Here is a 12227-nt window from a genome sequence, read left to right on the forward strand (position 1 = left end):
AACATCACCTCAGAACATGTCACTGGGTCGATCCAGAAACTAGCGGCAGTAGTGCGCAGAAACCGAAACGAGGCGCCCAGGGGCGCTTCCGGTCTGCGGTCACGACGGTTGGGAGCCCGGTCAGAGGTGGGGCGCCAGCCCGAACTTCTCGAACAGCGTCGGGTCCATGAACGCGACGACGTGCGAGATGCCATTGGGCTTGATGTCCAGCACATGCAGCTGGAACGCCTCGTGTCGGCCGGTTTCCGGGTTGCGCATGTACATGCCCGCGGCGGACTGCCCGTTGGCGGTGGTGACGACGAACCGCATGTCGCCGGGGTGCTCGGCCGGGCACTTGAACCGGGACAGCTCGACGATGTCGCGGGGACCGGAGTACCAGGTGTCGAACGGCGGCATCTCCCACACCGAGTCGGCGGTGAACAGCTCGACCAGGGCATCCATGTCGTAGGACTCGAAAGCGTTGACGTACCGCGCCAGCAGGTCCTTGGCCTCGTCGGATTCCGGGGCAACGAGGACGTCGTCCTCGCTCGGGCCGACGGCATCGAGCTGGGCGCGGGCCCGCTGCAGCAGGCTGTTGACGGCAGCGGTGGACGTCCCGACGGCCTCGCCGACTTCGGCCGCCTTCCATTGCAGCACGTCCCGCAGCACCAGGACCGCGCGCTGCCGGGGTGAAAGATGTTGCAGCGCAGCGATGAACGCGAGGCGCACCGACTCACGTGAGCTGACGATGGTCTGCGGGTCGCCCGGTGCGTCGTGCACGTCGGGCAGCGGCTCGAGCCAGGCGGTGTCGGTGCGCTCGGTGATCTCGGCGTGCGGATCGGCCGACGGCTGGCCGAGCCCGGACGGCAGCGGCCGGCGCTGACGGCCCTCCAGCGAGGTCAGGCAGGTGTTGGTGGCGATGCGGTACAGCCACGTCCGCACCGACGACTTGCCCTCGAAATTGTCGTAGGCCTTCCAGGCGCGCAGGTAGGTCTCTTGCACCAGGTCCTCCGCGTCGTGCAGAGAACCGGTCATGCGGTAACAGTGGGCCAGCAGCTCGCGCCGGTGCCGCCCCGCGTCGGCCAGGAACGCATCGCGTGACCGGGGCGACGTGTCTGCTGCACCAGATTCGCTGAGGACGCTCACCTGACTCAGGGTACGCAGGGGGTGTGACATCTGGCGGTCCTCGCGGCGGCGACGGACGCGCCGCGGGCAGACCCCAGATATTGTCTGTGCATGTCCACCACCCGCAGCGAACGCAGCTTCGACGGCATCGGCGGCACCAAGATCGTCTACGACGTCTGGGTACCGGGCACCGACCCGACCGGCGTGGTGGTGCTGTCCCACGGTTTCGGTGAGCACGCCCGTCGTTATGACCATGTCGCCCAACGGTTCGGTGAGGCCGGGCTGATCACCTTCGCGCTCGACCACCGGGGCCATGGCCGCTCGGCCGGTAAGCGCGTGTTCGTCCGGGACATCTCCGAGTACACCGGGGACTTTCACCACCTGGTCGGCATCGCGACCGCCGAATACCCCGAGTTGAAGCGCGTTGTTCTCGGCCACAGCATGGGCGGCGGCATCGTCTTCGCGTACGGCGTCGAGCACCCGGACGACTACCACCTCATGGTGCTGTCCGGCCCCGCGGTCGATGCGCGCGCCCAGATCGCGCTGCCGCTGGCCTTGCTCGCGAAGGTGGTCGGCACCGTCGCGCCCGGCCTGCCGGTCGAGAATCTGCCGTTCGAGGCCATCTCGCGCGATCCGCAGGTGGTCGCGGCCTACCAGGCCGACCCGCTGGTCTATCACGGCGGATTCCCCGCCGGAGTCGCCAAGGCGCTGATCGGGGTCGGCGAGACCATGCCGCAGCGCGCCGCCGCCATCACCGCGCCCCTGCTGGTGGTGCACGGTGAAGAGGACAAGCTGGTGCCGGTGGCCGGCAGCCGCAAGCTGGTCGATTGCGTCGGCTCCTCCGATGTTGCGCTCAAGGTCTATCCGGAGCTGTACCACGAGGTGTTCAACGAGCCGGAGAAGGCCGTGGTGCTCGACGACGTCGTGAGCTGGATCGAAGTGCGCCTGTGACGGGGGTTCTGTCATGAAATGGCTTGTCCGCCTGCTGGTTTGGCTGACGGTGCTGGCGTTGGCGGCGTGCAGCTCGGGCAAGGGTGGCGACTGGGTCGACGAGGACGTCAGCTTCGTCGCCGACGGCCTGACCATCCATGGCAGCTATCGCCATGTGCCCGGTGCCGCCGCGGCGCCGTCGGTGCTGATGATCTCCGAGAGCGGCCAGACCGACCGCAACGGTGACAACGCCGTCGCCGGCAAGGTCGGCAACATGCGGCAGCTGGCCGAGTACCTGTCCGGCAAGAACGTCGACAGCCTGCGGTACGACAAGGTCGGCACCGGCAAGACCGGCGTCGGGCCGCACGCACAGAACCTGCGCGAGGTGGGCAGTGCCGTCTACACCGCCGGGGCCAAGGCGGCCGTGCGGTTCCTGGCCACCCAGTCCGGCACCGACACCTCACGAATCTCCGTGTACGGCCTGGGTGAAGGCACGGTGCACGCGCTGGCAGTGGCGACCGACACCAGTTCGGGCGCCCCGAAGATCCACTCTGTCGGGCTGCTGCAGCCGTTGGCCGGGCGGTATCTGGACGTCATCACCAATCGGGTGCGGGCGTCGGTCGACGCCGACGTGAAGGCCGGCGCCAAAACCCGGGAGCAGGCCGACCAGGTGCTCAAGGAATGGACCGACGCCGTCGCGTCGACGCGCGCCACGGGTACGCCGCCGACCAAGCTGCCCGAGGGTCTGGGCGCGATCCTGAACCCCGGCAACGCGAAGGCGGTGTTGGAGGCCGACGCCATCGATCCGCTGTCTTTGGCCGCGAAGATCCCGAACGGCACCCCGGTGCTGCTGACCTGCTCGGACTCCGACGTGCAGGCGTTCTGCGAGGCGGAGCAGCCGCTGATCGACGCGCTGGCCCACACTGCGTTGACGGTGGTTCGGCTCAAGGGTGTCAGCCATGTGCTGCGCGATGATCCGACCGACAACGTCGCCAACTACGCCAACAAGGCGCCGCTGTCGCCGCAGCTGGTGGGTGCGCTGGACGGGTTTGTCGGACGGTAGTCGTACACTGCCGCCATGGGGGATGACACGCACGCTATGTATCTGAAAGTTCTTGTTGGGCAAGGTGGTTGGCGTCATGAGTGACGACAGGATGTTGGCCCGGATCGCGGCACTGCTGCGGCAGGCCGAGAACACCGACAACCCCCACGAGGCCGAGGCGTTCATGGCGGCCGCGCAGCGGCTGGCCACCACCACGTCGATCGATCTGGCCGTGGCGCGGTCGCATTCGGCCACTCGGACCGCGGCCCAGGAGCCGGTGCAGCGCACCGTCACCATCGGGGAGGCGGGCACCCGGGGGCTGCGGACGTTCGTGCAGCTGTTCGTGCTGATCGCCCGGGCCAACGACGTGAAATGTGACATCGCGTCCAACTCGACATTCGTGTACGCCTACGGATTCGCCGAGGACATCGACGCCACACACGCCCTGTACGCCAGTGTGGTGGTGCAGATGGTCAAGTCCTCCGACGCGTACATTTCCGCCGGCGCGCATCGGCCCACGCCGACCATCACCGCGCGGCTGAACTTCCAACTGGCGTTCGGCGCGCGGGTGGGGCAGCGGCTGATCGATGCCCGGGAGGAAGCCCGGCAGGCGGCGACGGCTGAGCGCGCCGATCAGCCGGGGACGGCGGTTGCGTTGCGTAACAAGGACCTTGAGCTGGTGTCGTTCTACAAGAAGACGTCGCAGGCACGGGGCAGCTGGCGGGCGACCAATGCTTCCGCCGGTTATTCGTCGGCGGCACGGCGAGCGGGGGACCGGGCCGGGCGCCGGGCACGGCTGGGGCCGAGTCCCGAGTTGTCCGGTGCACGTACTGCCCTGGAGGGGTGACCCGGTGGAGCGATGAGCCGGGATTCCCAACGTTCCGCGGTGTATGCCGCTGAGCAGTTCGTGCGCACGTTGTTCGACCGTGCGAGGGAGCGCGGCAATCGGGCGGTCGAGTTCTTCGGGGCGCAGTTGACGCTGCCGCCCGAGGCGCGGTTCGGCTCGGTCGAGGCAGTGCGGCGGTACGTCGACGAGGTGATGACCATCCCGGCCGTGGCGGCGCGATGGCCCGCCGCCGGTGCGGTCGCGGTGCGGGCACGCCGGGGAGTGACGGCGGCGCATTACGAATCCGGTGACGGCGGTGCCGTCATCGCGGTGCCGGAACGTCAAACCACCTGGGCGCTCAGGGAATTGGTGGTGCTCCACGAGGTGGCCCACCACTTGTCGGCCGCGGTGCCGCCGCACGGTCCCGCCTTCACCGCGACGTTCTGCGAGCTGGCCGACATGGTGATGGGGCCAGAGGTGGGGCACGTACTGCGGGTGGTCTACGCCAAAGAGGGAGTGCGCTAACCCTTTCCCCGCGAGCGTGCGTGTCTGCCGCCAACTCGCCGCCTGAGGCGTGCATTTTCGGGCCGCTCGTCGCGATCGAGCGGCCCGAAATCCCGTCGAAAGTCAGTGTGGCGGCCCCAGATACGGGAAGGCGTTCAAGGTGTCGGTGTGTGGACTCAAGCCGGACGGCGGGCAGTCGCCCTTGGTCAGCGAGGCCAGTCGGTAGTCGATCACGTCGTCGGTGAACACCCGCCCGTTCGGGTACTTGGCCGGCTGGGCCGGGTTGAACGTGAGCATGTCGGGCAGGATGCCCTCGGCGTCGACAGCGGCGACGGCCTCCTCGTCGGTGTAGCCGCCGGTGTGCCCCAGGAGGTGTACGAACATCGGCATCCAGCGGTCCCGGTCGTTGATCGGCACGCTGGCGTTGTACTCCTCCTTGGTGTCGTCGGTGTTGAAGAAGCTGCTGACCGACGGATGGCCGGCCCGGTCGACATGCAGCAGCGCGCCGTCGCGGCGGACGCTGCAGCGGCCCCAGATTCGGATGTCGGGCGTGGCGCCCAGCAGTTGCGTGGTGGGCAGTTCCAGGACCATCGAGCACACGTTGGCCTGCGTGTTGGAATCGACTCCGGTCCAGGGAAATTCGCCGCTGAGGTGGAGTGCGGTGAAGTTCCGGCCGCCCCGGATGTCGAACAGGTTCTTGATGCCGTCGAAGTCGAAGAAGAAGGCATCGCTGCGGGCGCCGGCGAAGAACGTGTAGCCGCCGGACTCGGCGATCACGGGCTCTGTGCCGAACGATACCTCGACGCCATCGAAGATCTTGTCGCCCACGGCTTCTGGTGACTCGGCGTCCTCGCCGGTCGCCAGGTACACGTCCACCGTCTGGTGTCCGTCGACCGGTTCGGAGAAGACGTAGCTGAAGGCGATGTCATTACGCAGGTCGCCGTCGTTGTCGATGGCCAGCCGGTAGATGGCGTCGGGATGCAGGGCATCGGCGTTCGGGTTGGCGTTGAGAATGAGCACCGTGCGCGCCGGGTCGGCCGGCGATTGGAACGCGTACAGATCGCAGAGATCCAGGCGCTGGTCGCCCAAGGGTGGGCCGAGGCTGAGTCCGGTGAAGTGATTCGACATACGCATTATCTAAGTCGCCGGTGGCCGGGCACGCAGCGTAACCGGTCAATCGCCGACGTACCCAGCCCGCGCTAGCCTGGGGCGGTGACGCAACCAGACCCGCAGGCTGTCGACCAGATGTTCAACCAAGTGCTGCGCACCGAGGACGAGGCGCTGGCCGCAGCGCGCGAGTCTGCGGTGACGGCGGGGATGCCGGCCATCGAGGTCTCGGCGCAACACGGAAAGTTGTTGTCACTCTTGGTCGCAGCCACCGGCGCCACCCGGGTGCTGGAGATCGGCACGCTCGCCGGATACAGCACCATCAACCTGGCGCGTGGGGCCGGGGCGCCGGGCCGGGTCATCACCCTGGAGTACTCGCCCGACCATGCGGAGGTCGCGAAGGCCAACTTTGAACAGGCGGGTGTCGCCGACCGGGTCGAGGTGCTGGTCGGGGCCGCCCTCGACACCCTGCCGCAGCTGGCCGAGCGGGGCGAGCAGTTCGACTTCTTCTTCATCGACGCCGACAAGGAGAACAACCGCGCGTACGTCGAATGGGCGGTGCGGCTGGCGGTTCCCGGGGCGCTCATCGTCATCGACAACGTCACCCGGATGGGGCGGGTGCTGGAACCTGCGGAGGACGACCTGCAGGCCCGCGGCGTGCGGGACATGCTGGAGCTGCTGGGTAACTACCCCGGTCTGGAAGCCGCGGCCATCCAGACGGTCGGCACCAAGGGTTGGGACGGCTTCGCGGTGGCCCGAGTGGGGCAGTGACGCTGAAGGCCGTGGCGGCAGCCGGCCTGCTGTGGCTCGGTGCCATGGTGCCGGTCGCCTCTGCCGGCCCGGCGCTCCCGGAAGTGCCGTCGCCCCCTGGGACGACGTTCGTCGACGATCCAGCGATCATCGACACGCACCCGCTGGCCGCGGAATCCTGGAGTCGGCTCGATCCGGCGCCTGAGCTGGCGCTGAACTTCCAGATGGGGTCGCCGGACTGCTACGGCGTGCACGCCACGGTGCACGAAACCGACGACGCGGTGCTGGTCAGCCTGGTCGCCGGCCATCGGCGCCCCGGGCCCATGGTGTGCACCATGATCATGATGCAAGGCAGACTCGTTGTGCCGCTGGGCAACCCGGTCGGCGATCGCGCGGTGTTGCCGGCGGATTAGGGCCCGCTGTTCGGCCTTGGCTCATCTGAAGGCAGAAGCACTGCAAAATTGACGCGGCGGCTGATTCCTGGTGTTACGTTTCGGTGGGAGTCGAGGCGTGAGGAGTCACGGTGACAGCTTTGGCCGAGGTCCGACATTTCCGCCGCGGCGATGCGGGCTATGAGGAAGCGCGTTGCGCGACGGTGTGGAACGCCCGTGTGCCGCAGCGCTTCCCGGACGTCATCGTGCAGGCGTCCTGTACCGCGGATGTGGTGGTGGCGGTCCGCTACGCCGGCGCGAACAATCTGGCGGTCGGCATCCGTTCCGGTGGGCACAGTTGGTCGGCCAACCATCTGCGCGACGGCGGCTTGTTACTCGACGTGAGCCGGCTCGACGTCTGCCAGGTGGATCGCGACGCGATGATTGCCGTCGTCGGGCCCGGCAAAGGCGGCAGCGTCCTGGCGACCGAACTGGAGCAGCAGGGCCTGTTCTTCCCGTCCGGACACTGCAGAGGTGTGCGGCTTGGTGGCTACCTGCTGCAGGGCGGCTACGGGTGGAACAGCCGGGTGCTGGGGCCGGCGTGTGAAAGCGTGCTGGCGCTGGACGTGGTGACTGCCGACGGCGAGCAGATTCGGTGCGATGCCGAACATCACCCCGATTTGTATTGGGCGGCAAGAGGATCCGGTCCGGGATTCTTCGGCGTGGTGACAGCGTTCCATGTGCGGCTCTATCCGAAGCCACCGGTGTGCGGTAGCAGCCTCTACGTCTACCCCTTCGAAGCCGCCGACGAGATCTACCCGTGGGCCCGGGCGATCAGTGCCGACGTGGACCGCCGGGTGGAACTGCAGATCGTCGCCTCGCGGGCCATGCCCAGTTCGGGCCTGGATGTACCGGGCATCGTGCTGGCCTCACCGGTATTCGCCGACGACGACGAGGAAGCGAAAGGTGCAGTGGCCCTGCTGGATACGTGCCCGGCTCGGCCGAACGCCCTGATGGCCGTGCCGTTCGCGCCGACGAACCTACCCACTTGGTACGACGCGGTGATGAGCAACTACCTGAACGACCACCGCTATGCCGCGGACAACATGTGGACGTCGGCGTCGGCGGACGAGCTGATGCCGGGCGTGCGGAACATCCTGGCGACCATGCCGCCGCACCCGTCGCACTTCCTCTGGCTGAACTGGGGGCCGTCGCCCGCCCGTCAGGACATGGCCTACAGCCTGGAGGACGAGGTGTATCTGGCGCTTTACGCCGGCTGGGCAGACCCGGCCGATGACGAAAGATACGGCGACTGGGCCCGGTCCAATATGGCGGCGATGTCCCACCTGGCGACCGGAATACAGCTGGCCGACGAGAACCTCGGGGACCGGCCGGCCCGGTTCGCCACCGATGCGGCCATGGCGCGCCTGGACGCTGTGCGCGCACAATATGACCCAGACAGTCGGTTCTACGCGTGGATGGGACGGACATGAGTTACCTGGGCTATCGCGACAACGACGCGGACACACCGTTTGGGCGGTTCTTCAACCCGGACATGGCGGGGCTCCCACGCCACGTGGTGCTGGCGCTCGAGCATGGTCCGCAGGCCGCTCCGGTGCTACCCGACTTCGAAGAACCGTTGGCCGAGGACGGCTACCAGCAGACCGAGAACGGATACGGCAGCTTGCCGGACGGCGGCTACGCGGTGGCCGTGCGCACCGATATGCCGGGCGTGACGCCGGAGATGTGGGAATGGTGGTTCGGCTGGCACGGCTGCGACCCGCGCCGCTACAAGCTGTGGCATCCGCGGGCGCATGTGTCGGCGGGGTGGCGTGACGGCCGCGACGATCTCGCCTACATCGGGCGGACGTCCCTGGTCCAGGAGTACATCGGTTCGGCGCTCAGTTCGGTGGCGATCCAATTCGTCGACCCCGTATCGCAAGGGCATGCCGGGCCGGCCATCGTCGCTCGCCTCGGTTCTCCTGACATCCCGGTCGACATCGGTTGGCTTGTCCATCAGGTGCGGCCGACACCTGGCGGTGCGGAGATGCGCTCCCGGTTCTGGATGGGTGGACGGCACGTCAACTTCCGCTTGGGTAACTCGTTGGCAGACCACGCATTTCGGGTGCTCGCCGCGCGCCAGCTGCCTGATCCGCGCGATCTGCTGGTGCACTGCGCTCAGGAGATGAACCACCTCGCCGGCTTCCTGCCTGAGCTTTACGCGGAGTGCGGCCCAGCCTGACTCGTGGTCGAAAGGTGGCCGGATTCTCGACCATAAGCTGACGTTCGCGGTGACCGGGTAGCGCGTATTCTGGATTGAGATGGATGGGTGCGGCAAGGCCGAACCCCTTGCCGCGTAATGGAAGGGGTTAAAAATGACTACGGTCCATTCATCAATCGAACACCATCCGGACATCATGGCGCTGCGGGCCGGCTATGACCGGGTCTCGGAGTCGATGGCGGCCCAGGCGACCTTCGGGCTGACGCTGATGACGGCGGTCTATGTGGCGTTGTCACCGTGGATCGTCGATTTCTATGGCATGACGAGGATGACGTTCAACGCTCTCATCGTCGGCGGCGCAGTCGCATTACTGGCCATGCTCTTCGGTTGTGCTCTCGACCGGAGCCACGGCATGACCTGGACGTTGCCGTTCTTCGGTGTGTGGCTGGTCATTTCGCCGTGGATCTTCACCAGTGGGCCGACCGCCGGCCTGATCTGGTCCCACGTGGCCAGTGGGGCGTCGATCATCGTGCTCGGTCTATGTGCGGCGTATCTCGGTATGCGGGTGCGCAGTTCGGATACTCGCCACGGCTGAGTAGGAGGCCTGGCCTCAGCTGAAAGTCCGGCCGGGAGTCACGGGCGTTTGCGTGCGTGACTCCCGGGGCCGGACGCGACTCGACCAAAACTATCAATCACGATACGATCGTTTTATGATCGATAGTTCAACATGGCGTCCCTGCCTACCCGGCTGGGTGCGCGCCACCCTGATCGCACTGGCCTGCGTCGCCGCGGTGCTGCTGTCGGCGGGCGGTTGGGCGCTCTACGCCAACGGCTTCGCCATCCGCGAGCAGCGCGTCACGATTCCTGGTCCGGCGGAGCCGCACGATGGCGTCCTTGCCCTACCGAAGGCGGGCAACGGGCCGTTCGGGCTGGTGGTGTTCGTGCGCGGTGATGGTCCCACCGGCACCAGCCGGGGCTCGTTCGACCGGCCCATCTGGCGCCGGGATCTGCTGACGGTCCAGACCTATCCGCACGGGTCACACAGCCTGGTCAGGGAAGACCTGGAAAACAATCCGTACAGCGTAAAGGCTTATGCGGTCGGTGCTTTCGCACCCCGGCAGCTCTACGCGCCGAGTTACCTCGACAACCTCCGCCGGCATGTGCAGGAACTCCCGGCCGCGAAGGAGGCGCGATGAAGATTCTCGCGTTGGGCGGGCCAGGGGCCATGGGCGGCGTTGCTGTTCGCCGCGCCGCACAGTTACCCGGTGTTGACGAGATCGTCGTCGCCGACCGCGACGGCGTTGCCGCCGAGCGGCTGTGCCGACAACTGGCTGACGCCCCGGTCCGCCTCCGTGCCGCCCAGGTCGATGTCACGGATGACGCGGCGCTGCGACAAGCACTAGAGAAGGCCGATCTCGTCGTTAACACCGTCGGACCGTACTTCCGATTCGGGCTTCCCGTCCTGCGCGCGGCCATCGACACCGGGACGCACTACATCGACATCTGCGACGACTGGGAGCCGACGGTGCAGATGCTCGAGTTGGACGAAACCGCGCGTGCTGCAGGGGTTTGTGCGGTGATCGGCATGGGAGCGAGCCCGGGCGTGAGTAGCCTGCTGGCCGTGACCGCCGCTGCGGAACTCGATGAGGCACGCGACGCCTACACCGCCTGGCCGGTGGATGTGGCCGGCGCGGGCGGCGAGGACCAGGGCCGCGAAATGCTGCTAGGGCCCGACGGCCGGGCCTCGGCGGCGGCGGTGCACTGGATGCTGCAGAGCAGCGGCAAGATCTGCACTGTGGCGGCGGGCCGGCTGACGTTCCAACGGCCCTTGCGGCCAATCGAACTGAGATTGCCACGTGACAGGCGAGGCACCGCGTATTCGATCGGGCACCCCGAACCCATCACGTTGCGGCGCACGCTCGGGCTGACCGGCGAGGCTGTCAACCTCATGGTGATCCGGCCGCAGACTCTGGCGTACCTCGACGTGCTGCGCCGCGACATCGACCGTCGCCGGCTGACGCACGAAACAGCGGCCGCGCAGTTCGCGAAGCCCAATCTCTTGCGCTACTTGAGATCCCTCCTGCCGTCGTGGCGACTCAAGGGCCCGGGGACCCTGCCGCCGTTCTTCGCCGCGGTGTCCGGCACCAGCTCCGGGCGTGACCACATGGTGCTGGCGCATCTCGACCTCGCGGGCCCGAGCAGGTCCGGACTGTTCGGCGACATGGCCCGGGCCACGGGTATCCCACTGGCCGTGGGGATTTCGCAGCTTGTCGATGGCTCCGCGATCCGGCCCGGGGTGCATCCCCCCGACGCCGTCATCGATGCGCCGCGATTCTTCGCCGACCTCGGCCGGCAACTCGATCAGTCGTCCGACCGGCCGCTGGTCATCGTCGAACGGGAAACGCGTGCCTAGACTTGGGAACCCAGCCCGTCGTACCGCGGGCGCAAGGAGCTGACCGTTGGACACCGGACCTGACCACGTCGAGGTGCCGACCCGCACCCTCGTCGAGAGCATGTTGCGCGATGACGCCACGATCGACGCCGGTGCACTGTACGACGTCGCGAACACGCTTGGCATGACGGACCAACAGGTGCGGCTGTGCATCAAGCGGCTGGTCGCCGACGGGCAGTTGATCCAGGACGGCCGCGGTCGTAGGGCGGTACTGCGTGCGACTGATGACCTGCGCAGCACCATCACGCCGGATCGCCAATACATCCGATTCATGTACGCCCAGGACCGGGGCACCGCGCCATGGGACGGCCGATGGCACGTGGTGGCGTTCGCCGTCCCGGAATCGGTCCGGTCGGCCCGCGACGCCATGCGTGACGCCATCGTCGCACTTGGCGGTGCCGCCGTCCAGGGCGGTCTGTATGTCTCCCCGAATGACTGGGGCGGCGAAATCGCCGCAGCGGCAGAGAAATTGGCGATCGCCGACCACGTCACCACGCTGACGACCGCCGACTTGACCGTCGCCGGCATCAGTGCGCCCCGCGCCCTCGCGGCTCACCTCTGGCCCCTGGACGACATCGCTGAACAGCACCGGCGTCTGCTCGCCTTCGCGAGCCGCGCCTTGAGCGCGCTGCCAGACGCCACCCCGACCCTGCAGCAGGCCATTGCGATTCAGCTGGCCGCCGAGTTCACTCGTGCGGTCGAGTTCGACCCGCTGCTACCTCCGGAGTTGTTGCCGCGGCCGTGGATCGGCGTCGCCGCCCGCGCGAAGGTCGCGGACTGCTGGGCGAAGCTGTTCAAAGCCGGTGCTCCGGATCGGGTCAAGCTGTTCCAGTGGTACGCCGACGTGATCGAGGAAGTCTCGAGAACCGCGAGGTGACCCGCTGAGTGGCCAGTTATCGCACGCAGATCACGAAAAAGCG

The 12227-nt window shown here is 67.5% G+C and carries 14 protein-coding genes; 12 read left to right on the top strand and 2 right to left on the bottom strand.

The window, feature by feature from the left end; translation table 11 throughout:
• Nucleotides 1-120: 120 nt before the first annotated feature.
• Entirely contained in the window at nt 121-1155 is a 1035-nt protein-coding gene (locus ACX12F_RS00755; RefSeq protein ID WP_459367831.1) for a sigma-70 family RNA polymerase sigma factor, read from the bottom strand.
• 60 nt (nt 1156-1215) lie between these two features.
• Here ACX12F_RS00755 and ACX12F_RS00760 point away from each other — a divergent pair, with 60 nt between their 5' ends.
• From ACX12F_RS00760 to ACX12F_RS00775, 4 genes are all read left to right on the top strand, one after another.
• A complete protein-coding gene (locus ACX12F_RS00760) occupies nt 1216-2055 on the top strand; it encodes an alpha/beta hydrolase (protein ID WP_459367832.1) in 840 nt (279 codons plus the stop codon).
• A 13-nt stretch (nt 2056-2068) separates the two neighbouring features.
• Nucleotides 2069-3097 (top strand): alpha/beta hydrolase family protein, encoded by a 1029-nt coding sequence (locus ACX12F_RS00765; protein WP_459367833.1) that lies wholly within the window; start codon nt 2069-2071, stop codon nt 3095-3097.
• A 76-nt stretch (nt 3098-3173) separates the two neighbouring features.
• A complete protein-coding gene (locus tag ACX12F_RS00770; RefSeq protein WP_459367834.1) occupies nt 3174-3923 on the top strand; it encodes a DUF2786 domain-containing protein in 750 nt (249 codons plus the stop codon).
• Nucleotides 3924-3935: 12 nt separating this feature from the next.
• Nucleotides 3936-4427: a TIGR04338 family metallohydrolase gene (locus tag ACX12F_RS00775; RefSeq protein WP_459367835.1), complete on the top strand. Its 492-nt coding sequence runs from the start codon at nt 3936-3938 to the stop codon at nt 4425-4427.
• A 102-nt stretch (nt 4428-4529) separates the two neighbouring features.
• Here ACX12F_RS00775 and ACX12F_RS00780 read toward each other — a convergent pair whose 3' ends face one another.
• Entirely contained in the window at nt 4530-5534 is a 1005-nt protein-coding gene (locus ACX12F_RS00780) for a DUF4331 family protein (RefSeq protein WP_459367836.1), read from the bottom strand.
• A gap of 117 nt (nt 5535-5651) precedes the next feature.
• Here ACX12F_RS00780 and ACX12F_RS00785 point away from each other — a divergent pair, with 117 nt between their 5' ends.
• From ACX12F_RS00785 to ACX12F_RS00820, 8 genes are all read left to right on the top strand, one after another.
• Nucleotides 5652-6284 (top strand): O-methyltransferase, encoded by a 633-nt coding sequence (locus tag ACX12F_RS00785; RefSeq protein WP_459370567.1) that lies wholly within the window; start codon nt 5652-5654, stop codon nt 6282-6284.
• Nucleotides 6281-6676, top strand: a complete 396-nt coding sequence (locus ACX12F_RS00790; protein WP_459367837.1) for a hypothetical protein — start codon at nt 6281-6283, stop codon at nt 6674-6676. The genes ACX12F_RS00785 and ACX12F_RS00790 overlap by 4 nt, the downstream gene beginning before the upstream one ends.
• A gap of 110 nt (nt 6677-6786) precedes the next feature.
• Nucleotides 6787-8127, top strand: coding sequence for an FAD-binding oxidoreductase (locus tag ACX12F_RS00795; RefSeq protein ID WP_459367838.1), 1341 nt, complete (start codon nt 6787-6789; stop codon nt 8125-8127).
• Nucleotides 8124-8876 (top strand): DAPG hydrolase family protein, encoded by a 753-nt coding sequence (locus tag ACX12F_RS00800; RefSeq protein ID WP_459370568.1) that lies wholly within the window; start codon nt 8124-8126, stop codon nt 8874-8876. Before ACX12F_RS00795 ends, ACX12F_RS00800 begins: the two co-directional genes overlap by 4 nt.
• Nucleotides 8877-9009: 133 nt before the next feature.
• A complete protein-coding gene (locus ACX12F_RS00805) occupies nt 9010-9450 on the top strand; it encodes an SPW repeat protein (RefSeq protein ID WP_459367839.1) in 441 nt (146 codons plus the stop codon).
• Nucleotides 9451-9565: 115 nt separating this feature from the next.
• A complete protein-coding gene (locus ACX12F_RS00810) occupies nt 9566-10051 on the top strand; it encodes a hypothetical protein (protein ID WP_459367840.1) in 486 nt (161 codons plus the stop codon).
• Nucleotides 10048-11268 (top strand): saccharopine dehydrogenase family protein, encoded by a 1221-nt coding sequence (locus ACX12F_RS00815; protein ID WP_459367841.1) that lies wholly within the window; start codon nt 10048-10050, stop codon nt 11266-11268. The genes ACX12F_RS00810 and ACX12F_RS00815 overlap by 4 nt, the downstream gene beginning before the upstream one ends.
• A gap of 100 nt (nt 11269-11368) precedes the next feature.
• Nucleotides 11369-12184, top strand: a complete 816-nt coding sequence (locus ACX12F_RS00820; protein ID WP_459370569.1) for a PaaX family transcriptional regulator C-terminal domain-containing protein — start codon at nt 11369-11371, stop codon at nt 12182-12184.
• Nucleotides 12185-12227 lie beyond the last annotated feature (43 nt).

Source organism: Mycolicibacterium sp. HS_4_1 (assembly GCF_054515875.1).